Genomic DNA, 23,975 nt, shown 5'->3' with positions numbered 1-23,975 from the left:
GGCCTCGTCTTCGCCGGCGTCGGGCTCGGCATCGCCGCCTCCGGCGTGCTGGTGCCGCTGTTGCTCCGGCTCGGCCTGAGCCAGACCTGGGCGGCGCTCGGCCTGCTCGCCGCCGCGACCACGATCGCCACCTGGCGCGGCTGGCCAGCCGACGCCCCGGCGCCGCCCGAAGCCAAGGCCGAGTCGGCATCGCGGCCGTGGCCCGTGACGGCGACGGTGCTGATCGTCGTCTACGGCGTGATCGCCGCCGGCCTGGTGCCCCACATGGTGTTCCTGGTCGACTTCATCGCCCGCGGACTCGACGCCGGCATTGCCGCGGGTGCCGGCTGGTGGGTGGCGTTCGGCGCCTCCGCCACCGTCGGTCCGGCGATCTTCGGGGCGCTCGCCGACCGGATCGGCTTTCGCGCCGCGCTCGGCACGGCGCTCGCCCTGCAGATCGTCGCCGTCGGCGTGCTGCTCGTCTCGACCGGCCCGCTGGCGCTCGCCTTCACCAGCATCGTGGTCGGGGCCTATGTGCCGGGCTCGGCGCCGCTGGTGCTCGGGCGCCTGCGCGAAATCTTCCACGACCCGGTCTGTCAGCAGACCGCCTGGAGCCGCGCCACCGTGGTGTTCTCGCTCGGCCAGGCGGCCGGCGCCTGGCTGCTCTCGGCGATGTTCGCCCACACCGGCGATCACCGACTTCTGTTCGGCTTCGGCACGGCGATGTTCGCCGTCGCCTTCGTGCTCGACCGGCTGACCGCGTTCGCCGCGACCCGGCAGCCGCTCCGTGAATCATGATCCCCGCCCGGCAGGTCGCCATGAAGCTCTTCTACAACGCCCCCTCGCCTTATGCCCGCAAGGTGCTCGTGCTCGCGCACGAACTCGGCCTCGTCGACCGGCTGACGCTGGTGGCCGTCGATCCGTGGCGCGATCCGCCGGAACTCTTGGAGGCGACGCCGCTCGCCAAGGTACCGGCCTTGGTGACGGACGGCATCACGCTCACCGAGAGCACCGCGATCTGCGAGCATCTGTTGCGCGTCGCCGGCGTCGCACGGCCGGCGGACGGGGCGCGGCTCGATCTCGCTGCGCGGATCGGACTGGCGCAGGGGCTGATCGACGCGAGCTTCGGCACCGTGGTGGAGCGCCGCCGCCCGGTCGAGGTGCATTGGAGCGGCTGGATCGACCGGCTCGGCAGTGCGATCACGCGCACCGTGGCCACGGTCCGGACGCCGGGCGGAAGCTTCGACCTCGGCGACATCACGCTCGCCTGCGCGCTCGCCTATCTGGACTTTCGCCTGCCCGAAGTGGCGTGGCGCGCCGCGCGCGCCGATCTGGCCGCCTGGCTGGACGACGTCAACGCCCGCGCCTCCATGGTGGCGACGCGGGCGTAAGCAAAACAAATTCGGCGACAGGTCCGGGCTTCAAGCCTTCGGCGCGAGCTGGCCGTAGGCCTCGGCGACGTGCGCGGCGTACATCACGCTGGGGCCGGCGCCCATGTAAACGGCCATGCCGAGCGTCTCCATCACCTCGTCCCTGGTGGCGCCCTGCTCGATCGCCGCCTTGGTGTGAAAGGCGATGCAGTCGTCGCAGCGGATCGCGACCGCGATGGCGAGCGAGATCAGCTCCTTGGTCTTGGTGTCGAGCGCCTTGGGGGCAAGCGCCGCCTGGGCCATCGCCGAAAAACCCTTCATGACGTCGGGCGCGCCGGCGCGCAGGTCCTTCAGGCTGACGCCCAGGTCCTTCATCATCTCGGGCCAGTTGGTCTTCACGGTTGCTCTCCTGATTTTTCTCTACGAGTTCAGATCGATATTGGGCGGCGTCGGTCGCTCTCGCTGGTCATGGCCTGGCTTGTCGCGGCCATCCACACCCTTGCTTCCGAGACGGGACTGAAGACGGGAATGCCCGCGACGAGCGCGGGCACGACGAGTCGGACTTCGTGGCGGCACTCAGTCGAACGCACAGCCCGGCTTGATGCCCACTTTGCGCAGAACGATAGCGGCCGGACAAAACCCGGAGAAGGCCGCCTGCAGCATGTTGGCCCCCACAAAAGCGGTGAGCAGCAGCCACCAGAGGCTGACGAAGGCCGCCAGCGCGGCGCTGACGAGAACCATGGCTCCGGCGACAGCCAGAACGGCGCGGTCGATGGTCATACGGTGAGCTCCCGAACTGGGCCGGCGCCGCGGGTCGCGATCGCCTGTTGCCTTCATATCGTCTTTTGCATATATTCGCAACTATGAAACAGAAGACGAGCGATCCCTTGTTCGCGGCCGGCGCCGCCTGCACGCTCTTGCGGGCGCTGGCGAGCCCGCACCGCCTGATGATGGTGTGCGCCATGATCGAGCACGAGCGCTCGGTCGGCGAGCTCGCCGAGACGCTCGGCATGCGCATCGCCAACGTGTCCCAGCACCTCACGCTGCTGCGCAAGGACGGTCTGGTGACGGCACGGCGCGACGGACAGACCATCTGGTACGCGATCGCCAGCCCGGAGGCCCGCGAGCTCCTGACCGCCCTGCACCGCATCTATTGCACGCCCGCGCCCGCCTGCCCGACCGACACCGAAATGCGCAGACCCGTCCGCGCCGAGAAAAGGACTTCCCGATGACGAAACATGCGGGCGAGCCCCGTTCACTGCGCTCATCCCGGCGAAAGCGGGGATCCAGGGGCCAAGCAACTCTGGGTCCCCGCTCACGCGGGGACGAGCGGAGTCTTGTCGGCGCGCTGCTCGCATTGTCGACGCTGGCACTGCTCGCCTCTCCTGCTGTCGCCGACACCTTCACGGTTGCGGCGGCACCGGTGCGCGACGAGAAGGCGGTGTTCGCCACGGTGGAGAGCGCCAATGTGGTGCCGGCGCGCGCCCGCATCGGCGGCACGGTGGTGCGGCTCGCGGTGAAATACGGCGACGAGGTGACGCAAGGGCAGTCGATCGCCACCATCGGCGACGACAAGCTGATGCTGCAGACGCGCTCGCTCGACGCCCAGATGGCCGGGCTGCAGGCCCAGATGGCGCAGGCGACGATCGATCTCGAGCGCACCCAGAACCTGTTCGACAAGGGCACGGTCGCGCGCTCGCGGCTCGACGAGGTGCGCACCGCCTTCAACGTCGCCGACAACGCCCTGAAGGCCCGCACGGCCGAGCGCGCCGTGATCGAGCAGCAGCTCGCCGAAGGCACCGTGCTGGCGCCGACGGCCGGCCGCGTCCTGAAGGTGCCGGTGACGCCCGGCACGGTGACGATGGCCGGCGAGACGATCGCCCAGATCGCCGAGGCGAATTTTGTGCTTCGCCTGCGCGTTCCGGAACGCCATGCGCGTTTTCTCAAGGTCGGCGACCCGGTGCGGATCGACGGCGAGAGCCTCGGCCGCGGCGAGGCGCTGTTCGGCACCGTGCGGCTGATCTATCCGCAGATCGAGGACGGCCGCGTGGTCGCCGACGCCACCGTCTCTGGGCTGGGCGACTATTTCGTCGGCGAGCGCATCCGCGTCTGGGTGTCGGCCGGCGAGCGCAGCGCCATCGCGGTGCCGGCCGGCTTCGTCTTAACGCGGTTCGGCATCGACTATGTGCGGCTCGCGCGCGACGGCAGCACCATCGACGTGCCGGTGCAGCGCGGCCGGGCCCTGCAGCGACCCGACCAGCCCGACGCGATCGAGATTCTTTCGGGCCTCGTCCCCGGCGACCGCCTGGTGACGCAGTGACCGAACCCGAGAAGCGCGGCCCCGTAAAGCTCGGGCTGTCCGGTCGGCTGACCCAAGCGAGCATCGGTTCGCCGCTGACGCCCTTGTTCCTGCTCGCCGCGCTGGTCGCCGGCCTGCTGGCTCTGGTGACGATCCCGCGCGAGGAGGAGCCGCAGATCAGCGTGCCGATGGTCGACATCCGCATCAATGCCGACGGCTTGAAAGCGCCCGATGCGGTCGAGCTGGTGACCAAGCCGCTGGAGACCATCGTCAAGAGCATCGACGGGGTCGAGCACGTCTACAGCCAAACCCAGGACGACCGGGTGATGGTGACGGCGCGCTTTCTGGTCGGCACCAAGTCCGAGGACGCCATCCTGCGGGTGCACGAGAAGATCCGCGCCAATTTCGATCGCATCCCGGCCGGCATCCCCGAGCCGCTGATCGTCGGCCGCGGCATCAACGACGTCGCCATCCTGGTGCTGACTCTGGCGCCCAAGCCGGCGGCGGCCGACCGCTGGACCGACAAGGATCTCTACGAGCTCGCCGACAAGCTGCGGGCCGAGCTGGTCAAGGTCGACAATGTCGGCCTCACCTACATGGCCGGCGGCAACCCGCAGCAGATAAGGGTCGAGCCCGATCCGGAGAAGCTGGCGCTCTACGGCGTCACGCTGGCGCAGCTCGTCGGCAAGGTGAAGAACGCCAACCGCTCGTTCCTGGCCGGCTCCGTGCGCGACAACGGCGTGGTCCGCACCGTCGCGGCCGGGCAGACGCTCGGCGGCGTGCCCGACATAGGCCTGCTGCTGGTGACGACGCGCGACAACCGGCCCGTCTATGTGCGCGATCTCGCCTCGATCGTCATCGGCCCGAGCCCGCGCGAGCAGCGGGTGTGGATGGACGTGCCCGATCCGACCGTGTCGCACGAGGGCGCGGCGGAGCGCGGCTGGATCCGCACGCCCGCCGTCAGCGTCGCCTTCGCCAAGCGGGCCGGCGCCAATGCCGTGACGGTCTCGGCCGAGCTTTTGCAGCGGCTCGACATCGCCCGCGGAAAGCTGATCCCCGACGACGTCACCGTCACGGTGACGCGTGACTACGGCGACACGGCGAGCCAGAAGGCCGACGAGCTCTTTTTCCATCTCGGCCTCGCGACGCTGTCGATCGTCGTGCTGATCGCGCTCGCCATCGGCTGGCGCGAGGCGCTGGTGACGCTGGTCGTGATTCCGACCACCATCCTGCTGACCCTCTTCGCCGCCAATCTGATGGGCTACACCATCAACCGGGTCAGCCTGTTCGCCCTCATCTTCGCGATCGGCATCCTGGTCGACGACGCCATCGTGATGGTGGAGAACATCGCCCGCCACTGGGGCATGGCCGACGGCCGCCCGCGCCGGCAGGGCGCCATCGAGGCGGTGGCCGAGGTCGGCAATCCGACCGTGGTCGCCACCCTCACGGTCGTCGCCGCGCTGCTGCCGATGCTGTTCGTCTCGGGCCTGATGGGCCCCTACATGGCGCCGATCCCGATCAACGCCTCGGCCGCCATGCTGTTCTCGTTCTTCGTCGCCGTCGTGGTGGCGCCCTGGCTGATGCTGAAGCTGGCGCCGTCGCAAAAAACTCCGCTCGTTCCCGCGCAAGCGGGAACCCAGGGCCAAGAAGTCCAGGGCCAAGATCTGGGTCCCCGCGTTCGCGGGGACGAGCGGGAGGAGCATACCGAGCCGGCCGCTCCGCATGGCCATGACGGCGGACGCCTCGGCCGACTCTACCGCCGCTTCGCGGCTCCGGTGGTGAAGAACCGCCGCAATGCCTGGCTGTTCCTCGGCGGCGTCGGGCTTGCCACCGTCGCGGTGTGCGGCCTGTTCGCCACCCGCAGCGTGACCGTGAAGCTGCTGCCGTTCGACGACAAGTCGGAGCTGGCCGTGACCGTGGATCTGGCCGAAGGCGCCAGCCTGGAGGACACCGAACGCACGCTGTTCGCCGCCGCCGAGATCGCCCGGACGATTCCGGAGGTGCACGACCTGCAGGCCTATGCGGGCACGCCGGCGCCGTTCAACTTCAACGGCCTGGTGCGGCACTCCTATGTGCGCGAGTTCCCCGAGCTGGGCGAGCTGCAGCTCAACCTCGCCCCGCGTCACGACCGCAAGCGGGCGAGCCACACCATCGCACTCGACCTTCGCGCGCGCCTGAAAGGCCTGGCCCTGCCACCCGGCGCCATCGTCAAGGTCGTCGAGGTGCCGCCCGGCCCGCCCGTGCTGGCGACGCTGCTGGCCGAGGTCTACGGTCCCGACTCCGCCACCCGCCGGGCCGTCGTCGCCGAGCTGAAGCGCCTGTTCGCGAAAGTTCCCTATGTGGTCGACATCGACGACTCGATCGGCGCGCCGCGGCCGCGCCTGCGCATCGCGCTCGACCAGGACCGGCTGGAGTTCTTCGGCGTCGAGCAGGGCGACGTCTACGACGCCCTGCAGGCGCTCCTGGGGGGCACCACGGTCGGCTACTCGCATCGCGGCGAGGACAGGAACCCGATCGAGATCGCGGTGCGGCTGCCGAAGACCCGGCTCACCTGGTCGGAGACGCTGGCGGCGACCCCGATTCCCGCCAACGCCGTGCCGGGCAACAAGGCCTGGGTCGAGCTCGGCGACGTGGTGCGGGTGACCGAGGAGTCCGGCTCGCCGCTGGTGTTCCGCCGCGACGGCCGCTTCGCCGACATGGTGACGGCCGAGCTCGCTGGCCAGTTCGAGGCGCCGATCTACGGCATGCTGGACGTGGCGAAGGCGATCGACGCGCACGACTGGGGCAGCCTGCCTAAACCGGCCGTGCTCCTGCACGGCCAGCCCAAGGACGAAAGCCGCCCGTCGCTGTTGTGGGACGGCGAGTGGGAGATCACCTATGTGACGTTCCGCGACATGGGCGCGGCCTTCGGCGCCGCGCTGGTCGGCATCTACATTCTGGTGGTCGTCCAGTTCGGCAGCTTCCGGCTGCCGCTCGTGATTCTCACCCCGATACCGCTGACGCTGATCGGCATCGTGATCGGCCACTGGCTCCTGGGCGCCGCCTTCACGGCCACCTCGATGATCGGCTTCATCGCGCTCGCCGGCATCATCGTGCGCAACTCGATTCTGCTGGTCGACTTCATCCGCCACGGTGCCGGACATGGTAAGACCTTGCGGGAGGTGTTGCTGGAAGCCGGCGCGGTGCGCTTCAAGCCGATCCTGCTCACCGCGCTCGCCGCCATGATCGGCGCCTCGACCATCCTGCTCGATCCAATCTTTCAGGGGCTCGCGATCTCGCTTCTGTTCGGCCTCGCCTCCTCCACGCTGCTCACCGTGCTGGTGATCCCGGCCATCTACGTGGTCCTTCGCGACGCCGACGGCGTCGTCGCCCCCGCCGCCTGACGAGGAGATTTCACATGCGTCGCATCGCCCTCCTCCTCGCCATTGTCGCGGGTGCCGCCGCCGTCCTGGGCGGGGGCGTCTATTGGATGCGCAACGCGCCTCTCACGGTGGCGGTGCTGCAGCCCGAGACCGATTTGCCCATAAAGGTGTTCGGGCTCGGCACGGTCGAGGCGCGGGTGCTGAGCAAGACCGGCTTCAAGGTCGCCGGTACCCTGACGGATCTGCGCGCCGACCACGGTGACCTCGTCCCGGCCGGCCGGCTTCTCGCCACCATCGATGCGAGCGAGCAGCAGGCCCGCGTCGCCAAGGCGCGCGCCCAGGTGGCGATCGCCGAGGCCGCCATCCAGGTGGCGGAGGCGGCCGCCCGAAAATCCGAGGCGCTGCACCGGCAGCGCGTGCAGACCAACCGGCGCCGCCAGTCCCTGCTCGAGCGCCAGTCGGTGTCGCAGGAAGCGGCCGAGGAATCACAGGCCAACGAGGCGATCGCCGGCGCCGACCTCTTGGTGGTGCAGAGCGAGATCCTGTCGGCCCGCGCCAAGCTCGACGATGCCCGCGCCCAGCTCGACTCCGATACGGCGGTGCTGGGCCAGCACGAGCTGAAGGCGCCGTTCGATGCGCTGGTGGTGTCGCGGGCCAAGGAGCTCGGCGCCGTGGTGTCGGCCGGCGAGGCACTGTTCACCCTGGCGGCGCCCGAAACCGTCTGGATCCTCGCCTATGTGGACGAGGCGCGCGCCGGCGACATCGCGGTCGGCCAGCCGGCCGAGGTGAAGCTGCGCTCGCTGCCGCAGAATGCCTATCGCGGCACCGTCGCCCGGGTCGGCATCGAGAGCGACCGCGTCAACGAGGAACGGCGCGTCTACGTCACCTGCACGGACTGCCCGAAAGACTTTCATCTCGGCGAGCAGGCCGAGGTCTTCGTGACCAAGGCGCGGCTGCCGCGCGCCCTGATGATCCCCGAAAAGATCATCGAACGTTTCGACGGTGCCACCGGCCTGATCTGGATCGTCCGCGACGGCCGGCTCGCCCGCCTGCCGGTTCGGTTCGGCTATCGCAACAGCGACGGCCGCGTCGAGCTGCGCTCCGGCCTGCCCGACGGTGCGCTGGTGCCCACCGTCGTCGACCCCGGCTTTCGCGAGGGCCGCGCCGTGAGCATGGAAGGACCGCGCGGATGAACCTCGCGCTGCGCGACATCCGGCACAATCTCGGCCGCTTCCTGCTCACCTGCGTGGGGCTGAGCCTGCTGCTCGCCATCGTCATGTCGATGCTCGGCATCTATCGCGGCCTGATCGCCGAGGCGCTGACCATCGCGCGCGCGCCCGGCGTCGACCTGTGGATCGTCGAGACCAACACGCGCGGACCGTTCGCCGAGGCCTCGCGGCTCCCCGGCGACACCCGCGAGGCGGTCGCCCGCGTCGCCGGCGTCACCGAGGCCGGCGCGCTGACGTTCCAGTCGGTCGAGACCGAGACGGCCGCCGGCAAGCTCCGCCTCTACGTGATGGGCTACGAGCCCGGCCGGCCGGGCGGACCGACCCGGATCGTCGAGGGTCGCCCGATCGCCCAGAGCCGCTACGAGGTGGTGGCCGACCGCTCGGCCGGCCTGTCGCTCGGCCAGCGGCTGCGGCTCGGCCGACGCGAGTTTTTGGTGGTCGGGCTGACGGCCGGCCAGGTCTCGTCGGGCGGCGACCCGGCTGTTTTCATCACGCTGCGCGACTCTCAGAAACTGCAGTTCGACCTCGCCCCGCCGGCGGCGCGGCGCGAGATCGCCCGCGGCGGCAACGAGGCGGTGAACGACATCGTCAACGCCATCGTGGCGCGGGTGAGCCCGGACGTGCCGGTGGCGAGCGTCGCCGACGGCGTGCGCCGCTGGAAGCATCTCGCCGTCCTCACCCAGGAGGATCAGGAAATGGTGCTCAGCCGCTCCGTGATCGAGCGGGCGCGGCGGCAGATCGGGCTGTTCACGTCGCTCTTGCTGATCGTCTCGACCGTCATCATCGCGCTGATCATCTACACGCTGACCATCGACAAGACGCGGGAGATCGCCACCCTGAAGCTGATCGGCGCGCCCGACCGCATCATCGTCGGCCTGATCATGCAGCAGGCGCTGGCCATGGGGGCGATCGGCTTCGCCTTCGGCATCACCTTCATCCTGACCATCAAGGACGGCTTTCCGCGGCGCGTGGTGATCGAGGCTCCCGACGTCGCGGCGCTCGCTGCCGTGGTGATCGTGGTGTGCATCGTCGCCTCGAGCCTCGGGGTCCGGCTCGCCCTGAAGGTCGATCCGGCCACCGCGCTGGCCGGGTGAGGAGTCTTGGCATGACCGAGACCGCGGCTCCCCTCATCGCCTTCGTCGACGTGCGCAAGCACTACGGCGAGGGCACGGCGCGCGTCGACGCGCTGCGCGGCGTGTCGTTCGACGTCTCGGCCGGCGAGGTCGTGGGCCTGCGCGGCCCCAGCGGCTCCGGCAAGACGACGGTGCTCAACATCGTCGGCTGCATCCTGGCGCCCTCCGAGGGCGAGCTGCGACTGAGCGGCGAGCCGATCTATGCGGGCGGGCGCTGGCTGCGCTCGGATCTGCGCCGGCTGCGGCTCGAAAACATCGGCTTCATCTTCCAGTTTCACAATCTGCTGCCGTTCCTGACATCGACCGACAATGTCGCGCTGGTGCTGCGGCTCGCCGGCCAGTCGGCCGGCGCGGCGAAGCGGCGCGCCGTCGAGCTCCTCGATTATCTCGACGTCGGCCATCGCCGCAACGCCTTCCCGTCGCAGCTCTCCGGCGGCGAGGCGCAGCGCGTCGCCATCGCCCGGGCGCTCGCCAACCGGCCGCGCATCATCCTGGCCGACGAGCCGACCGCCGCCCTCGACTCGCAGCGCGGCCAGGTGGTGATGGATCTGCTGCGCCGCGTCGCCGTCGATCAGCAGGCCGCCATCATCGTGGTGACGCACGACGACAAGATCGCTGACCGCTTCGACCGCGTGCTGGAGATCCGCGACGGGCTGCTGGTGTGAGTCGAGTGGGTCGGACCGCATTCTCCGGTCATTCCGGGGCGCACCGAAGGTGCGAACCCGGAATCCAACGACATGCTCCGAGGACGTGGCTGGATTCCGGGTCCGGCGCTCCGCGCCGTCCCGGAATGACCACCAGTTGAACCCGGATCGCGTTCGTTTGCGTCGTAGAGGTCACGCCGCGCCGCGGTCGATGACGTGGAAGAACGTGCCGGTCACGTTGCCCCGCCGGGCGCCGCTTTCCGGCACGGGGGCACCGGTCGCATCGACACAGTCGGCGAGCGGATCGTCCGGACAGGCGAGCGTCACGGCGTAGTGGAACTCGTGGCCGAACAACGCGGCTCCGGCATCACCCAGCACGCAGGCGCTGCGCAGACGCGCCCGCCGGTAGCCGAGATGCAGCTTTCGCTTGGCGAAGGTGGTCTCGAGCCCCAAGAGCCCGGCCATCGCATGGCGGACGCCGTCGGCATCGACGAGACCTGCCCCGATCGCCATGAAGCCCCCGCACTCGCCGTGCACCGGCACTCCGAACGCCGCTACTGCGCGAAGCCCCGCCTTGAACGTCTCGGCCGACGCCAGCGTCCCGGCATGCAGCTCGGGATAGCCGCCCGGCAGCCAGACCGCGTCGGCGGCCGGATCGGGCGCCTCGTCGGCGAGCGGCGAGAACGGAAAGATTTCGGCACCGGCGCGGCGCCATGCCTGCAGCAGGTGCGGGTACATGAACGAGAAGGCGGCGTCGCGGGCGAGCGCGATGCGCTGCCCCGGCGGCGGCAGGCGCGGAACATCACGGGGCTCCGCCGCGGTCGCCACCCCCGGCCGCGCTGCGCGAAACACGGCGTCGAGATCGACGCGCGCCGCGACCGCGTCGGCGATGCGATCGAGATGGGCGTCGAGGTCGGCCCGTTCCACCGCCTGCACCAGCCCGAGATGCCGCTCCGGCAACGCCAGGCGGTCGTCGCGAAACACCGCGCCGAGCACCGGGATGCCGAGCTTTTCCACCGCCGGCGCCGTCAGCGCCAGATGGCGGCCGCTGGCGACCTTGTTGAGGATCACGCCGGCGACCGTGACGTCGGCACGATAGCGGGCGCAGCCGAGCGCCACCGCCGCCGCCGTCTCGGTCTGGCCGGAGACGTCGAGCACCAGCACGACCGGCCAGCCGGTGAGCGCGGCGATGTCGGCGCTGGCCCCCCGCCCCGCCTGCCCCGGCCGGGCGACGCCGTCGAACAGGCCCATGACGCCCTCGACGAGCGCGATGTCGGCCCCCGCGACAGCCTCCGTCACCAGCGCGCGCAACAGCGCGTCGCGCATCGCCCAGGTGTCGAGATTGAAGCTTTCGCACCCCGTCGCCGCCGCATGCCAGGCCGGATCGATGTAGTCGGGGCCGCACTTGAACGGCTGCACGACGTGCCCGCGCCGGCGAAGCGCCCGCATCAGCCCGAGCGCCACCGTGGTCTTGCCTCCGCCCGAGCGCGGTGCGGCGATCACCAGGCCGGGCGGGCTCATCCAACCATGCTCACATTAACCGCCCTTGCGCCAACCAACGTCCTTGGTCATGGCCGGGCTTGTCCCGGCCATCCACGGACTTTCTGCCGACACGCGTCCAAGACGTGGATGGCCGCGACGAGCGCGGCCATGACGAGTCGGAGTGTCTGCGCCTCGACATCATTCCTCGCGTCCGCGGAACCGGCGCTGATAGCCGGCGTCGTAGAGCGCGCTCTCGCGAAAATCGCGGGCGCCCAGCGCGGCACCGACCAGCACCAGGGCGGTGCGCTCCATCGGATTTTCGGCGGCGAGCGCCGCGATGGTGGCGAGCGTCCCGCGAACAATGCGCTCCTCCGGCCAGCTCGCCCGGTAGACGATGGCGACCGGGCAATCGGCGCCGTAGAACGGCGTCAGCTCGTCGACCAGCTTGTCCAGCACATGAATCGAGAGATGGATGGCGAGCGTCGCCCGCGTCGCCGCGAAGGCCGCGAGGCTTTCGCTCTCCGGCATCGCCGAGGCGCGGCCCGAGGTGCGGGTGAGCACCACGGACTGCGCCACCTCGGGCAGCGTCAGCTCGCGCCCGAGCGCAGCCGCCGCCGCCGCGAAGGCCGGCACGCCGGGCGTCACGGTGTAGGGGATTTTCAGCTCGTCCAGCCGGCGAAGCTGCTCGCCGAGCGCACTCCAGATCGACAGATCGCCGGAATGCAGACGCGCGACGTCGTGCCCGGCCGCTGTTGCTTTCACAAATTCGGCCGCGATCTCGTCGAGCGACATCGGCGCCGTGTCGACGATGCGGGCGCCGACCGGACAGTGTTCCAGGAGCGCGGCCGGCACCAGCGAGCCGGCATAGAGGCAGACCGGGCAGCGGCCCAGTAGATCGCGGCCCCGCACCGTGATCAGATCGGGCGCGCCCGGCCCGGCCCCGATGAAATGCACCGTCACGGTCCTGCTCCGATGGCGATGGCGCAGGTCGCGGTTTTCGTGGCGACGCGTGCGCCGAGAAGTTTTGAACCCGGTCCGGCGGCCGCGAGCGCCGCGGCCTCGGCGACCGAGGGCACGCCGACCGCGGCCTGCACTCGTGCGGAACGGGTGAAAGTCTTGTCCGCGACGCGTTCCATCTCCGGAGGAGCACAGACGATCAGCGGAATTTTCAAATGCGCTGCGGCCTCGTGCGCCCCCACCTCCTCGGCCTTGAAGGCGGCGGTCGCGAGCGCATCGAGCGTTTTGTCCGCGACGCCGGCGACATCGAGCGCCAGCCGGACCGCGGCAAGAATCTCCGCCGCCGAGGCGTCGCGTCGAAAACCCACGCCGGCGACCATCACGGCGTCCTCACCCGCCACTGGGTGACCGGCATGGCGGCGCGCCAGCCGAACATGGTGCCGACCGGCTCGGCGCGCGACACCTGCAGGCGCAGGAGCTCGCCGCCGTGGCGGGCGTGCAACGCGATCAGCCGCGCCTCGGTCTCCAGCGCCACGGCGTTGACGACCAGCCGCCCGCCCGGCTTCAGCGCCGCCCATACGGCGTCGAACACGCCGTCGTCCGAAAAGCCGCCGCCGACGAACACGGCGTCGGGCGCCGGCAGACCTTTCAGCGCTTCGGGCGCCCGCCCCTCGACGATCCGCAGATCCGGCGTGCCGAGCGCGGCGGCGTTGCGGGCGGCCCGGGCGGCGCGCTCGGGCCGCTCCTCGATGCCGATGGCGCGCATCGCCGGATGCCGCAGCAGCCATTCGATCGCTACCGACCCGGCGCCGAGCCCGACGTCCCACAGAAGCTCGCCCTGGCGCGGCGCCAGAGCCGACAGCGTGACGGCGCGGATCTCGCGCTTGGTGAGCTGGCCGTCGTGCTCGAACAGACTGTCGTCGAGCCCCGGCGCGAGCGGCACCACGGTGGCGTCCGCCGCCGCGACGACCTCGAGGCCGATCAGGTTCAGCGGATCGATGTCGTCGAGAGCGAAGCTGTCTGCACCCGCCGAACGCACCCGCTCGCGCGGCCCGCCCAGCGCCTCGAGCACAAAAATCCGGCTCGCTCCCATGCCGCGCGCCATCAAAAACGCGGCGAGCTTGGCCGGCGTCGTCGCGTCCCACGACAGCGCCAGGATCTTTGCACCCGGCTGGAGATGGCGGACGATGCCCTCCAGGGCACGGCCGTGCAGCGTCACCGGCGTCAGGTCGGGCAGCGACCAGGCGAGCCGCGATGCCGCCAGGCTGAAGCTCGAAGGCTGCGGAAGGCACAGCATCTCGTCGGGCGGCACGATCTCGGCGAGCTGGCGGCCGACGCCGTAGTGGAACGGGTCGCCGCTCGCCAGCACCACGACGGGCGTGCCGCGCCGCGCCGCGATCTCCGGATAGGCCGCCGTCATCGGGCTCGGCCAGGCGAGCTTCTTGCCACGCACGAGATCGCCGGCGAGCGCCAGATGCCGGGCCCCACCGACCACCAGGGCGGCGGATTCGACCAGCGTGCGGGCGGCCGGCGACAGACCGGCAGCACCATCCTCGCCGATACCGACCAAGGCCAGCCAGCGCGTCGGCGGCGCGGGCGACGGCGCGTCGGCTTCAGCGTTGGTGGAAAGCGTGTCGAGGCTCGTCATGGGCGGGACCATAGCAGAATCGGCGGATGCTCCGCCCGATAGCGGCTCATACGCGTTCCGGCTGATCATTTCGGCTGCTGCCCCCCACCCCCGACCCCTCCCCGCCACTCGCTTCGCGAGCGGGGGGAGAGGAGAAGAGGCGCTTCGGCTCCCCTCCCCCCGCGTAGCGGCGGGGAGGGGTCGGGGGTGGGGGGCAGCCCCGAGCGCTGACGTCAGTTTCTGGATCCGACCTGATCACCCGGATCACGCCTCACTTCAACCGCACCTGGCAGCCGGCCACCATCAGCCAAGCCTCGGTGGCGGCGGCGGCGGTGCGCTGGCCCAGAAAGCCGGCGAGATCGCGAAACCGCCGCAGCGCCGGCTCGATCGGCACCGGGCTCCAGCCGATCTCGTCGCCGATCACCACCACGGGCCACGGCGCCGCGCGAAGCAGCGCGAGCTCGCGGCTCCAGTCGTCCAGCACGGCCTCGTCGCGGTCGAAGCGGTCGGCGAGCCACAGCACCAGGCTGTCGATGACGACTCCGGAGGGCGGCGGGTCGAGGGCCGCGAGCGCGGCAGAAATCGTCGCCGGCGCTTCCAGCGTGCGCCAGCCGGCCGGGCGCTCGGCCTGGTGGCGGCGCACCCGCTCGGCCATCTCGGCGTCGGCAGGGTCGCACCGATAGGTGGCGACGAACGCCACCCCGTCGCCCCAGGCCGTGGCGATGTCGACGGCACGGCGGCTCTTGCCGCTGCGCACCGGCCCGGTGAGAAAGATCAGGTCACCCAAGAAATCCGGTCCTCGCATGGTCGTCTTTCGACGGCGGCGTTCATGCGCACGAACGCTGCCGCGGCGCAAGCTCCGCCGGGTCGCGTTGACAGGGCCGTCCCCGCCTCCCTAAGAGGGCGGCGCAGTGCCCTTCATGTCCCACCCCGTCCCGCTCCGCTCGTCCCCGCGAAAGCGGGGACCCAGGGGCGTCGAGGAGCTGGATTCCCGCTTCCGCGGGAATGAGCGGAGAGAGCGGGACGAGGCATGAGCGTGACCATGGAGACTGCCTCCGGGGTCGACGTGCTGGTCGCCGGCGGCGCTGCCGCGGGCCTGTGCGCCGCCGTCGCGGCGCGCCGCGCCGGGGCCTCGGTGCGACTCGTCGAGGCCGCCCCCCGGGCGTTTCGCGGGGGCAACACCCGCCACGCCCGCAATTTCCGCATCGCCCATGACGGCCCGGCGCCTTGGGTGCCCGACACCTATGGCGAGGACGAGTTTCTGGCCGATCTCCTGCGCGTCACCGAGGGCGACACCGACCAGGCGCTGGCCCGCCTGCTGATTCACGCCTCGACCGGAATCGCGCCCTGGCTGGCCGACAACGGCGTCCGGCTGCAGCCGCTCGACAGCGGCGTGCTGCCCTATTCGCGCCGCACCGTGTTTCTGCTCGGCGGCGGCAAGGCGATGACCAACGCGCTCTACGCCACCGCCGCGGCGCTGGGCGTCACGGTGTCCTACGGCAGCGAGCTGGTCGGCCTGAGAATCGGGCCGGACGCCTGCGCGGCGGAAATCGCGCAGGACGGCACCACCGAGCACGTGACGGCCAAAACCGTGGTGGTGGCGACCGGCGGCGACCAGGCCGACCCCGAGGCGCTGCGGGCGCATTTCGGCGAGGCGGCCGAGCGCATCGTGGTGCGCGGCACGCCCTATGCCACCGGGCGCGGCCTGCGGCTGCTGCATGATGCCGGCGCGAGCCCGATGGGCGAGACCGGGCGCGGCCATCTGGTCGCGGTCGATGCCCGCGGACCGCATGTCGACGGCGGCATCGTCACCCGCATCACCGGCATTCCGTACGGCATCGTGGTCGACCGCACCGGCCGGCGCCTCGCCGACGAGCGCGCCGACACCCGCCGCACCCACTATGCCCAGTGGGGCCCGCGCATCGCCGCCTGCCCCGGCCAGATCGCCTATCTGATCCTCGACCAGGAGGGTTTGCGCCGTACCGCCCCGACGGCGCTGCCGCCCGTCACGGCGCCGACGCTGGCCGAGTTGGCGAGACGGCTCGGGATCGATCCGGTGGCGCTCGAGGCGACGCTTGGCGAGTTCAACGAGGCCGCGCTGGCGCGTCAGCCCGCCACGCGGCCGATCCGGGTGACGCCGTTCGCTGCCTGGCCGCTGCTGCCCGGCGTCACCTTCACGCATGTCGGCATCGCGGTCGACGGCGCCATGCGGGTGGTGATGCGGGACGGCAGCCCCGCTGCGCGCGTCTATGCGGCAGGCAGCATCATGGCGGCCAATGTGTTGCGTCGCGGCTATCTGGCCGGCCTCGGCGTCACGCTGGCGGCCGTGTCGGGACGCATCGCCGGCGAGAAGGCGGCCCGCCATGCGGCCGACTGAGGCGACCGAGGAGGCGGCGCGGGTGCTGCAGCTCTGCAGCGCCTGCATGTATTGCGACGGCTACTGCGCCGTCTTTCCGGCGATCGCCGGAAAGCGCCACATTCCGCTCGCCGACATCGGCCACATCGCCAATCTCTGCCACAACTGCCGCGGCTGCTGGTACGCCTGCCAGTACGCGCCGCCGCATCCGTTCGCCGTCAACCTGCCGCAGGCGCTCGCCGCCGCCCGCCAGCAGTCGTTTGCCGACTTCGCCCGGCCGCGCTGGCTGGCGAAAAGCTTTGGCCGCAACCCGCTGGTGGTCGCCGCGGTGGTCGGCGCCGTCACGCTGCTGGCGCTTGCGGCCGTGCTGGTGAGCGTGCCGGCCGAGACCCTGCTCGCGGTCCATCGCGGCGACGGCGCCTTCTATCGCGTCGTCCCGTGGGGCGTGATGAGTGCGGCGGCCGGCCTGTCGTTCCTGTGGGCGGTCGGCGCGCTGACCGCCTCGACGCTGGCCTTCTGGCGCGCCATCGCGCCGCGAAAGATGCCGCGAAAAGCCCTGCGGTCCGCGCTGCGGCCGGCGCTCTCCGACATCGTCTCGCTGAAGAACCTCGGCGGCGGCGGGCCGGGCTGCAACGATGTGGGGGAGAAATTCTCGCGCGAGCGCCGCATCAGCCATCACGGGCTGGTCGCCGGCTTTTTGCTGACCGTGCTGTCGACCCTGTCGGCCGCGGTCTGGCACCACGCGACGGGCACGCCGGCGCCCTACCCGGTTCTCAGCCTGCCGGTGCTGTCCGGCATGCTCGGCGGCGTGCTGATGCTCGCCGGCATCGGCGGCCTCGCCGCGGTCGAAATGCGCGCCGACCGGGCCCCGTCGGCGGCGGCCGAGGTCCGGCTCAACACCGTGTTCCTGGTGCTGCTCGGTCTCGTCTCGGCGAGCGGGCTCGCCGTGCTGGCGCTGCGCGAGACGGCCCTGATGGGGCTGGCGCTGACCCTGCATCTCGGCCTGGTCACCGGCTTCTTCCTGGTCCTGCCGGCGAGCAAGATGGTTCACGCGCCCTACCGGGCCGCGGCGCTGCTGCGCGCCGCCGTCGACCGCATCGTCTCACCGCCCCGCCGCAGCGGCGGCGAGTGAGGCGCAGGCGGCCTCGAGCCGCCGCCACGCCGCCTCGTCGGCCGGCAGGCCGAAGCGGACGCGGCTGGGTGTGTGCGGGAAGCCGCGAATCAGGATTCCGGCGCGGGCGAAGCCGTCGACCAGATCGAGGCCGGCCGGCGCTTCGGCGAGGACGAACAGGTCGGTGCCGCCGCGCGGCAGAAGCCCGCCGGCCGACAGCACCGCCTCGAGCCGCCGCCGCTCGGCGGCGAGCCGCGCCCGCATGGCAGCGATCCAGCTTTTGTCGGACAGCGCCGCCGTGGCGATCGTGCAAGCCGGCCCGGACACCGGCCAGTCGCCGAGCCGGCGCCGCCAGATCGCCGCGGCGCGCTCGTTAACAGCGACGAAGCCGACCCGCAGGCCGGCCAGGCCGAAGAATTTTCCGAGCGAGCGCAGCGCCACGACGCCGTCCGGCAGCGCCGGCGCGGCGAGCAGCGACACGTCCGGCCGGATGTCCGCGAAGGCCTCGTCGACGATCAGCTTTCGCCCGGATTGGCCCCACTGTTCGGCAAACGCCAGCAGATCGGGCCGGGCCACCGTCTCACCGCCCGGATTGTTGGGATTGACCAGCACGACCACGTCGAGGTCGCGGGCCGCCGGATCGGGCAGCGCCGACAAGGGCCGCACCTCGGCCCCCGCCTCTTGCCATGCGGCCGCGTGCGAAGAATAGGTGCGGCCGACGACGCCGACGCGGGCCCGGCCGCCCTGCAGCAGCGGCAGCAGCCTGATGGCGATCTCGCTGCCGGGCACCGGCAGCAGCGCCGTGCCGGCCGGGCGCCCATAGGCCGCAGCAGCCGCCTCCGAAAGCGCGGCGATGTCGCGCCCGAGCGGCAGGCGCTGGTATGCCTCGGGCGGAACGGGCGGCACCGGATAAGCATGCGGGTTGATCCCGGTCGACAGGTCGATCCACGGCGTCTCGGCCGACGGGTACAGCCGCTCGGCCTCGTCGACCCGCCCGCCGTGCTCGCGCAGGCTCGCCGATTCCCTCGCCTGCATCGGTCCACCCATGCTCGATGTGCCCGACTGTGCCGGTTTCCTGGTCCTCGCGACGGCCGTCGAGGCCAGCGTGGCTTAGCCCGGCGCCCGGTTTGGTACAATCGGCCATCCGCCGTAACGCGGTGCCCGGCGAGCGCTGCCGATCTGTCTGGCCGGCATCTCCGTCGCTCCTCGTCCTTGCCGCAGCGTTCCGGTGCTGGCAACGGGCGTGGACCATGGACGCTTGCGTCGGGGCACTCCGGTCGCCTAAAGTCGCATCGATGGTTCTTCGAGCCGTTACGACGGTGCGAAGTGAAAAGGGAATGCGGTGCGGCGCTTCCGGGTGCCCAAGCCGCAACTGCCCCCGCAACTGTAAGCGGTGAGGCTCCGGCGCGGGATTCGATCACTGGCTGCAGTCTCCCCCTCCGATCGGGACTGCGCGAAGGCCGGGAAGGTGGCGCTGGAGCCGGTGAGCCGCGAGTCAGGAGACCTGCCATCGAGGTTGCGTGCGCGATGTTCTCGGACGGGGTGTTCCGGGGCCTGATCGGGCGCACGCGCAATCGATGGGAGGGTTGCGTGCACATCATGGAAGGCTATCTGCCGGTCGGACACGCGGCCGGCTGGTTCGCGGTCTCTGCGCCTTTCGTGGCCGTCGGGGCGGTGCGACTACGGCGCATCCTGCTGGAGCAGGCCGAGACAAAGATGATGCTCGCGGCGGCGGGAGCCTTCACGTTCGTCATGTCGGCCCTGAAGATGCCGAGCGTCACCGGCTCGTGCTCGCATCCGACAGGGACGGGTCTCGGCGCGATCCTGTTCGGACCGGCCGTGATGGCGGTGCTCGGAACGATCGTCCTCCTGTTTCAGGCTTTGCTGCTGGCCCATGGCGGCCTGACGACGCTCGGCGCCAACGTGTTCTCGATGGCCGTCGTCGGGCCGTGGGTGAGCTGGTCGGTGTGGCGTCTGGCGACGAAGCTCGGCGTCGCGTCCAGCATCGCCGTGTTTTGCGCTGCCATGCTCGGCGATCTGTCGACCTATGCCACGACCTCGGTGCAGCTGGCGCTCGCCTATCCCGACTCGAGCTCGGGCTTTCTCGGCGCCGTCGTCAAGTTCGGCGGTATCTTTGCCGTGACCCAAATCCCCTTGGCGATCGCCGAAGGCTTGCTGACCGTGGTGACGATCAACGCCCTCAGGGCCAGCCCTGATGTTCTCGGCGAGGTGCGCGGTCTGATCGGGGAGCCCAAGCGATGATCTCGAAACGGTCCTCGTGGCTGCTGGTCGGCATCGCGGCGGCCGTCATCGCCGCCCCGCTGCTTCTTCCGGGCATCGAAGGCGAGTTCAAGGGCACGGACGATCAAGCGGCGAGCACGATCACCGAAGCCCGACCTGGTTTCGAGCCGTGGTTCAAGCCGCTGTGGACACCGCCGAGCGGCGAGATCCAGAGCCTGCTGTTCGCCTTGCAGGCGGCGCTCGGCGCCGGCGTGCTCGGTTATGTGATCGGCCGCCGGAGCCGATCATCCGCGACCGACGATGTCTCCCATCGATAGAGCGGCCCACCTGAACCGCTGGCGCTCGCGGTCCTTGACCGAGAAATCCGTCCTGGCCCTGGGCATGATGGCGCTCGCCCTGGTGTTTCCGCCGTTTCCTGTGGCGCCGGTGATCGCCCTCGTCATGACGGCGGCAACCCTTCTCGGTGCGAGGGTGTCGCCGCGAATCTGGCTCGGCTGCGCAGCCGCGCCGTTGGGATTCTTGCTGGTGGGATCCCTGTCGCTGGCGCTGCAAGTGGATTCCGGCGGAATCGGCCTCGCGCCGGGCGGGATGACGGCGGCGGGTGGATCGGCAGCGCGTTCGCTGGCCGGATTGACCGCCCTGCTGTTCCTGGCGCTCACGACACCTGCGACCGATCTCGTCGCCGGCGCGCGACGTCTCGGCTTGCCCGGCGAGATCGCCGAGATCGCCCTGCTGATGTATCGCTTCTTGTTTCTCCTGGCCGGAACCGCACTGGCGATGGACACGGCCCAGGCCGCCCGGCTCGGCCACGACGGTGCCAGGCGGCGGATGCGCGCGCTGGGTGCGCTGATCGCCAATCTGCTGCCGCGTTCGCTCGACCGAGCGCGGCGCCTGGAGGTCGGTCTCGCGGCCCGTGGGTGGAACGGCGAGATGCGAGTGCTGTCGCGCCGCACCGCCGTGTCCTGGCCGGCTCTGACGCTCGTCCTCGCGATCGAAGCCGGTGTCGCCGGACTGGGGCTGTGGGCGTGGTGACTCTGCTCGAAGCCGAAGCCCTGACCTACGCCTATCCGGGCGGAATTCCGGCCCTGTCGGATCTCGATCTGATCGTGAGACGCGGGCGGCGCCTCGCCGTCCTCGGGCCCAACGGAGCCGGGAAGACAACGCTGCTCCTGCACCTCAACGGCACGCTTCGGCCGCAGCGCGGACGGGTGTTGCTCGACGGACGGCCAGCCGGATATGCGCGCGCCGATCTATCGGCGTGGCGCCGCCGTGTCGGGCTGGTCCTGCAGGACGCCGACGATCAACTGTTCGCTGCATCGGTCGCGGAGGACGTGTCCTTCGGACCGCTCAATCTCGGCCTGGACGAGCAGGACGTGCGCCGCCGCGTTACCGACGCGTTGCAGGTGTTGCGGATTTCCGATCTCGCGGAACGTCCGACCCACATGCTCTCGTTCGGCCAGAAGAAACGCGTGGCGATCGCGGGGGCCGTCGCCATGCGGCCGGACGTGCTGCTGCTCGACGAGCCGACGTCGGGACTCGACCGAAATGGAATCGACGGCCTCCTGGCGGCGTTGCAGGAGCTGCACGCCGCCGGCGCGACACTGGTGTTCGCGACCCACGACGTGGACCTCGCCTGGCAGCTCGCCGACGACGTCGCGCTGTTCGCGGACGGCAAGGTGCTTCGTCAGGGCTGCGCCGAGGACGTTCTCGGCGACCCCTCGGCCATGGCAGCGGCCCGGTTGGAACCGCCGCTTCTCCTGACGATCGGCCTCGCCGCACGGGAGGCCGGGCACCTCGGCGCAACCGATCCGCTGCCGAAGACCCGGGAGGCCGCGCTGTCGCTCGTCGAGCGGAGCTGGCGTGGCCGAGCCCGGCCGAGCCCGGACCAATAAGGTCGCTGCGGCGTCCTGGTCAGCGCGCCAGCCCGAGCAGCCGCTCGACATCGACATGCGCTTCGAGATGCGCCGCCAGCGCGTCGAGCGTGTCGTCGACCAGCACCTCGTAGGCGAGCCCGCCGCCCACTTCGATCGGCGGGGCGCCGAGCCGGCCGAGCCAGGCGACGCGCTGGCGATCGTCGGCGAAAAACCCGTGCACATAGGAGCCGGCGACGCGGCCGTCCGCCGAGACGGCACCATCGTGGCGGCCGCCCTCCTGGTCGTCGAGCCGTACCAGCGGGCGGGTGGTGCCGGGGCCGTCCGTGCGGCCCATATGCATCTCGTAGCCCGACAGCGGCACGTCGTCGGCGACCGTGCGGCCCATGACTGCCACCAGGGACTTGTCGCCGCCGAGCGTGGTGGTGACGTCGAGCAGGCCGAGTCCGGCCGCGGTGCCGGGCGGGCCCTCGACCCCATCCGGATCCGCGATCGCGTGGCCGAGCATCTGGTAGCCGCCGCACAGGCCCAAGACCCGGCCGCCGCGGCGCGCATGGGCGATGATGTCGGCATCCCAGCCGAAGACGCGCAGCGCCGCCAGGTCCGCGATGGTCGCCTTGGAGCCCGGCAGGACGACGAGATCGATATCGGCCGGCAGGGGCGCGCCGTTGCGCAGCAGGATCAGCTCGACGGAAGGCTCCAGCCGCAGCGGGTCGAGGTCGTCGAAATTGGCGATGTGGGGCAGCACCGGCACGGCGATACGCAGCCGCGCCCCTTCGGCCGACGACGGCGGCACCTGGCCCGCGTCGAGCCCGAAAATGTCCTCGGCCGGCAGGCGATGGGCATCGCGAAAATGCGGCACCAGCCCGAGCGCCGCCCAGCCGGTGCGCTCGGCAACAAAAGCCATCCCGTTTGAAAACAGATTAGGATCGCCACGCATCTTGTTGACGATAAAGCCGCATATCAGCTTGGCGTCGTCGGGATCGACGACCACCGCGGTACCGACCAGGCTGGCGATGACGCCGCCGCGGTCGATGTCGCCGATCAGCACCACGGGCACGCCGGCGGCGCGGGCGAAGCCCATATTGGCGATGTCGTTCGCCCGCAGATTGATCTCGGAGGCCGAGCCGGCTCCCTCCACCAGCACGATCTCGGCGTCTGCGCGCATCCGCGAAAAGCTCTCCAGAACGTGCGGTATCAGCGCGGCTTTTCGCGATTGATAGTCCCTCGCCCGGGCGTTGCCGAACACCCGGCCCTGGACGACGATCTGGGCGCCGACCTCGCTCTGCGGCTTGAGCAGCACCGGGTTCATGTGCACGGACGGCGCCACCCGCGCGGCGCGTGCCTGAAGGGCCTGGGCGCGGCCGATCTCGCCGCCGTCCGCCGTCACGGCCGCGTTGTTCGACATGTTCTGCGGCTTGAATGGCCGCACCGCGACGCCGCGGTTGGCCAGCAGCCGGCACAGGCCGGCGACGATCAGCGATTTTCCCACGTCCGACCCGGTCCCCTGGAACATCAGCGCACGCGGCATGGCATTCCCGCCCAATGGCCCCACCTCTCCCGGTCATCGCCGGGCTTGACCCGGCGATCCATCACGCTGCGAAGACAGAGCCTTTTTCGAAGATGGATACGCGGGTCAAGCCCGCGTATGACGCGTCGGAGCGCTCGACCCCGCACATCAATACTCGATGCCGGCTTGGGTTTTAACGCCGGCTTTGAAGTGGTGCTTGACCATGGTCATGTCGGTGACGAGGTCGGCGGCTTCGACCAGCGCCGGCTTGGCGTTGCGGCCGGTGACGACGACATGCAGGTCCGGCCGGCGCGCGGACAGGCGCGCCACCACCTCGTCGAGCGGCAGGTAGTCGTAGCGCAGCGCGATGTTCAGCTCGTCGAGAATCACCAGGCCGATGGAGGGGTCGTCCATCAGGGCCTGGGCGGTGTCCCAGGCGGCCCGGCAGGCGGCCATGTCGCGCGCCTTGTCCTGCGTCACCCAGGTGAAGCCCTCGCCAGCCGTGTGCCAGACGACGCGGTCGCCGAACGCCTCCAGGGCGGTCTTCTCGCCGGTCGGCCGGCTCTTGATGAACTGCACGACCCCGACCCGCCCGCCGTGCCCGAGCACCCGTAGCGCCAGCCCGAACGCCGCCGTCGACTTGCCCTTGCCGGTGCCGGTGTGGACCAGCAGCAGCCCCTTCTCGACCGTCTTGGACGCGAGTTCGGCGTCCTGCACGGCCTTGCGCTTCTCCATCTTGGCACGATGGCGCTCGGCATCGGGGGAGTCGGTCTCGGTCATCGGACCCTCGGTTTTTTTGCGGGG

The 23,975-nt window shown here is 70.8% G+C and carries 24 protein-coding genes and 1 riboswitch; of the genes, 14 read left to right on the top strand and 10 right to left on the bottom strand.

Going from position 1 to position 23,975, the window contains the following annotated elements; genetic code table 11:
* A partial coding sequence (locus tag HXX10_RS20155) for a YbfB/YjiJ family MFS transporter (protein ID WP_296524636.1) occupies positions 1-777 on the top strand: 777 nt, incomplete at its 5' end.
* Complete coding sequence (locus tag HXX10_RS20150) at positions 774-1,370, top strand: glutathione S-transferase family protein (protein WP_296524635.1); 597 nt, start codon at positions 774-776, stop codon at positions 1,368-1,370. The genes HXX10_RS20155 and HXX10_RS20150, both read left to right, overlap by 4 nt.
* A gap of 30 nt (positions 1,371-1,400) precedes the next feature.
* On the opposite strand, the gene HXX10_RS20145 is transcribed toward HXX10_RS20150, so the two are convergent.
* Both HXX10_RS20145 and HXX10_RS20140 read right to left on the bottom strand, forming a co-directional pair.
* On the bottom strand, positions 1,401-1,748 hold the full coding sequence (locus HXX10_RS20145; protein ID WP_296524634.1) for a carboxymuconolactone decarboxylase family protein: 348 nt from the start codon (positions 1,746-1,748) through the stop codon (positions 1,401-1,403).
* Between the two features lie 177 nt (positions 1,749-1,925).
* Positions 1,926-2,129 (bottom strand): DUF2892 domain-containing protein, encoded by a 204-nt coding sequence (locus HXX10_RS20140; protein ID WP_296524633.1) that lies wholly within the window; start codon positions 2,127-2,129, stop codon positions 1,926-1,928.
* A gap of 83 nt (positions 2,130-2,212) precedes the next feature.
* Between HXX10_RS20140 and HXX10_RS20135 the strand changes: the two genes are divergently transcribed.
* The 6 genes from HXX10_RS20135 to HXX10_RS20110 all read left to right on the top strand — a co-directional run bounded on the left by HXX10_RS20135 (position 2,213) and on the right by HXX10_RS20110 (position 10,037).
* The gene (locus tag HXX10_RS20135; protein ID WP_296524632.1) at positions 2,213-2,581 is read left to right on the top strand and encodes a metalloregulator ArsR/SmtB family transcription factor; all 369 of its coding nucleotides are present in this window, start codon (positions 2,213-2,215) and stop codon (positions 2,579-2,581) included.
* A gap of 125 nt (positions 2,582-2,706) precedes the next feature.
* Positions 2,707-3,669, top strand: a complete 963-nt coding sequence (locus tag HXX10_RS20130; RefSeq protein ID WP_296524631.1) for an efflux RND transporter periplasmic adaptor subunit — start codon at positions 2,707-2,709, stop codon at positions 3,667-3,669.
* The gene (locus HXX10_RS20125; RefSeq protein WP_296524630.1) at positions 3,666-7,031 is read left to right on the top strand and encodes an efflux RND transporter permease subunit; all 3,366 of its coding nucleotides are present in this window, start codon (positions 3,666-3,668) and stop codon (positions 7,029-7,031) included. The genes HXX10_RS20130 and HXX10_RS20125 overlap by 4 nt, the downstream gene beginning before the upstream one ends.
* A 14-nt stretch (positions 7,032-7,045) precedes the next feature.
* Complete coding sequence (locus HXX10_RS20120) at positions 7,046-8,203, top strand: efflux RND transporter periplasmic adaptor subunit (protein WP_296524629.1); 1,158 nt, start codon at positions 7,046-7,048, stop codon at positions 8,201-8,203.
* Entirely contained in the window at positions 8,200-9,333 is a 1,134-nt protein-coding gene (locus HXX10_RS20115) for an ABC transporter permease (protein ID WP_296524628.1), read from the top strand. The genes HXX10_RS20120 and HXX10_RS20115 overlap by 4 nt, the downstream gene beginning before the upstream one ends.
* Positions 9,334-9,344: 11 nt before the next feature.
* Entirely contained in the window at positions 9,345-10,037 is a 693-nt protein-coding gene (locus HXX10_RS20110) for an ABC transporter ATP-binding protein (protein ID WP_296524627.1), read from the top strand.
* A gap of 171 nt (positions 10,038-10,208) precedes the next feature.
* Here HXX10_RS20110 and HXX10_RS20105 read toward each other — a convergent pair whose 3' ends face one another.
* From HXX10_RS20105 to HXX10_RS20085, 5 genes are all read right to left on the bottom strand, one after another.
* A complete protein-coding gene (locus HXX10_RS20105) occupies positions 10,209-11,537 on the bottom strand; it encodes a cobyrinate a,c-diamide synthase (protein ID WP_296524626.1) in 1,329 nt (442 codons plus the stop codon).
* Between the two features lie 159 nt (positions 11,538-11,696).
* Positions 11,697-12,458: a precorrin-4 C(11)-methyltransferase gene (gene cobM, locus HXX10_RS20100; protein ID WP_296524625.1), complete on the bottom strand. Its 762-nt coding sequence runs from the start codon at positions 12,456-12,458 to the stop codon at positions 11,697-11,699.
* Complete coding sequence (locus tag HXX10_RS20095) at positions 12,455-12,835, bottom strand: cobalamin biosynthesis protein (RefSeq protein WP_296524640.1); 381 nt, start codon at positions 12,833-12,835, stop codon at positions 12,455-12,457. Before HXX10_RS20095 ends, cobM begins: the two co-directional genes overlap by 4 nt.
* The gene (gene cbiE / locus HXX10_RS20090; protein WP_296524624.1) at positions 12,835-14,103 is read right to left on the bottom strand and encodes a precorrin-6y C5,15-methyltransferase (decarboxylating) subunit CbiE; all 1,269 of its coding nucleotides are present in this window, start codon (positions 14,101-14,103) and stop codon (positions 12,835-12,837) included. Before cbiE ends, HXX10_RS20095 begins: the two co-directional genes overlap by 1 nt.
* A 250-nt stretch (positions 14,104-14,353) precedes the next feature.
* Positions 14,354-14,869: a bifunctional adenosylcobinamide kinase/adenosylcobinamide-phosphate guanylyltransferase gene (locus HXX10_RS20085; protein WP_296524623.1), complete on the bottom strand. Its 516-nt coding sequence runs from the start codon at positions 14,867-14,869 to the stop codon at positions 14,354-14,356.
* Positions 14,870-15,124: 255 nt separating this feature from the next.
* On the opposite strand from HXX10_RS20085, the gene tcuA reads away from it, so the two are divergent.
* Positions 15,125-16,459 carry an FAD-dependent tricarballylate dehydrogenase TcuA gene (gene tcuA / locus HXX10_RS20080; protein WP_296524639.1) on the top strand — a complete coding sequence of 445 codons (1,335 nt, stop codon included), beginning with the start codon at positions 15,125-15,127 and terminating at the stop codon, positions 16,457-16,459.
* Positions 16,446-17,570 carry a tricarballylate utilization 4Fe-4S protein TcuB gene (gene tcuB, locus HXX10_RS20075; protein ID WP_296524622.1) on the top strand — a complete coding sequence of 375 codons (1,125 nt, stop codon included), beginning with the start codon at positions 16,446-16,448 and terminating at the stop codon, positions 17,568-17,570. The genes tcuA and tcuB overlap by 14 nt, the downstream gene beginning before the upstream one ends.
* Here the strand turns inward: tcuB and cobD are convergent.
* Positions 17,541-18,584, bottom strand: a complete 1,044-nt coding sequence (gene cobD / locus HXX10_RS20070; protein WP_296524621.1) for a threonine-phosphate decarboxylase CobD — start codon at positions 18,582-18,584, stop codon at positions 17,541-17,543. The genes tcuB and cobD overlap by 30 nt on opposite strands.
* A gap of 244 nt (positions 18,585-18,828) precedes the next feature.
* Positions 18,829-19,076: riboswitch (cobalamin riboswitch) on the top strand.
* Positions 19,077-19,148: 72 nt separating this feature from the next.
* Here cobD and HXX10_RS20065 point away from each other — a divergent pair.
* From HXX10_RS20065 to HXX10_RS20050, 4 genes are read left to right on the top strand one after another with little or no spacing between them, the layout of a single operon-like run.
* The gene (locus HXX10_RS20065; RefSeq protein ID WP_296524638.1) at positions 19,149-19,811 is read left to right on the top strand and encodes an energy-coupling factor ABC transporter permease; all 663 of its coding nucleotides are present in this window, start codon (positions 19,149-19,151) and stop codon (positions 19,809-19,811) included.
* A complete protein-coding gene (locus HXX10_RS20060; RefSeq protein WP_296524620.1) occupies positions 19,808-20,107 on the top strand; it encodes an energy-coupling factor ABC transporter substrate-binding protein in 300 nt (99 codons plus the stop codon). Before HXX10_RS20065 ends, HXX10_RS20060 begins: the two co-directional genes overlap by 4 nt.
* The gene (gene cbiQ / locus HXX10_RS20055; RefSeq protein ID WP_296524619.1) at positions 20,091-20,822 is read left to right on the top strand and encodes a cobalt ECF transporter T component CbiQ; all 732 of its coding nucleotides are present in this window, start codon (positions 20,091-20,093) and stop codon (positions 20,820-20,822) included. The genes HXX10_RS20060 and cbiQ overlap by 17 nt, the downstream gene beginning before the upstream one ends.
* Complete coding sequence (locus tag HXX10_RS20050; protein WP_296524618.1) at positions 20,816-21,682, top strand: energy-coupling factor ABC transporter ATP-binding protein; 867 nt, start codon at positions 20,816-20,818, stop codon at positions 21,680-21,682. Before cbiQ ends, HXX10_RS20050 begins: the two co-directional genes overlap by 7 nt.
* Before the next feature lie 19 nt (positions 21,683-21,701).
* Here HXX10_RS20050 and HXX10_RS20045 read toward each other — a convergent pair whose 3' ends face one another.
* Both HXX10_RS20045 and cobO read right to left on the bottom strand, forming a co-directional pair.
* Positions 21,702-23,192: a cobyric acid synthase gene (locus tag HXX10_RS20045; protein ID WP_296524617.1), complete on the bottom strand. Its 1,491-nt coding sequence runs from the start codon at positions 23,190-23,192 to the stop codon at positions 21,702-21,704.
* Between the two features lie 147 nt (positions 23,193-23,339).
* Positions 23,340-23,951 (bottom strand): cob(I)yrinic acid a,c-diamide adenosyltransferase, encoded by a 612-nt coding sequence (gene cobO / locus HXX10_RS20040; protein ID WP_296524616.1) that lies wholly within the window; start codon positions 23,949-23,951, stop codon positions 23,340-23,342.
* Positions 23,952-23,975: the final 24 nt, after the last annotated feature.

Source organism: Rhodoplanes sp. (assembly GCF_013377085.1).
GTDB lineage: Bacteria > Pseudomonadota > Alphaproteobacteria > Rhizobiales > Xanthobacteraceae > Rhodoplanes.
The sequence above is the reverse complement of the archived record's forward strand: the minus strand, read 5'-3'. Positions and strand labels throughout refer to the sequence as shown.

Excerpts from the sequence above, each read along its gene's own strand:
- HXX10_RS20150 (WP_296524635.1), top strand. The coding sequence starts at position 774 with ATGATCCCCGCCCGGCAGGTCGCCATGAAGCTCTTCTACAACGCCCCC.
- HXX10_RS20140 (WP_296524633.1), bottom strand. The coding sequence starts at position 2,129 with ATGACCATCGACCGCGCCGTTCTGGCTGTCGCCGGAGCCATGGTTCTC.
- HXX10_RS20135 (WP_296524632.1), top strand. The coding sequence starts at position 2,213 with ATGAAACAGAAGACGAGCGATCCCTTGTTCGCGGCCGGCGCCGCCTGC.
- HXX10_RS20120 (WP_296524629.1), top strand. The coding sequence starts at position 7,046 with ATGCGTCGCATCGCCCTCCTCCTCGCCATTGTCGCGGGTGCCGCCGCC.
- HXX10_RS20115 (WP_296524628.1), top strand. The coding sequence starts at position 8,200 with ATGAACCTCGCGCTGCGCGACATCCGGCACAATCTCGGCCGCTTCCTG.
- HXX10_RS20110 (WP_296524627.1), top strand. The coding sequence starts at position 9,345 with ATGACCGAGACCGCGGCTCCCCTCATCGCCTTCGTCGACGTGCGCAAG.
- HXX10_RS20105 (WP_296524626.1), bottom strand. The coding sequence starts at position 11,537 with ATGAGCCCGCCCGGCCTGGTGATCGCCGCACCGCGCTCGGGCGGAGGC.
- HXX10_RS20095 (WP_296524640.1), bottom strand. The coding sequence starts at position 12,835 with ATGGTCGCCGGCGTGGGTTTTCGACGCGACGCCTCGGCGGCGGAGATT.
- cbiE (WP_296524624.1), bottom strand. The coding sequence starts at position 14,103 with ATGACGAGCCTCGACACGCTTTCCACCAACGCTGAAGCCGACGCGCCG.
- tcuA (WP_296524639.1), top strand. The coding sequence starts at position 15,125 with ATGGAGACTGCCTCCGGGGTCGACGTGCTGGTCGCCGGCGGCGCTGCC.
- tcuB (WP_296524622.1), top strand. The coding sequence starts at position 16,446 with ATGCGGCCGACTGAGGCGACCGAGGAGGCGGCGCGGGTGCTGCAGCTC.
- cobD (WP_296524621.1), bottom strand. The coding sequence starts at position 18,584 with ATGCAGGCGAGGGAATCGGCGAGCCTGCGCGAGCACGGCGGGCGGGTC.
- HXX10_RS20065 (WP_296524638.1), top strand. The coding sequence starts at position 19,149 with ATGGAAGGCTATCTGCCGGTCGGACACGCGGCCGGCTGGTTCGCGGTC.
- HXX10_RS20060 (WP_296524620.1), top strand. The coding sequence starts at position 19,808 with ATGATCTCGAAACGGTCCTCGTGGCTGCTGGTCGGCATCGCGGCGGCC.
- cbiQ (WP_296524619.1), top strand. The coding sequence starts at position 20,091 with ATGTCTCCCATCGATAGAGCGGCCCACCTGAACCGCTGGCGCTCGCGG.
- HXX10_RS20045 (WP_296524617.1), bottom strand. The coding sequence starts at position 23,192 with ATGCCGCGTGCGCTGATGTTCCAGGGGACCGGGTCGGACGTGGGAAAA.
- cobO (WP_296524616.1), bottom strand. The coding sequence starts at position 23,951 with ATGACCGAGACCGACTCCCCCGATGCCGAGCGCCATCGTGCCAAGATG.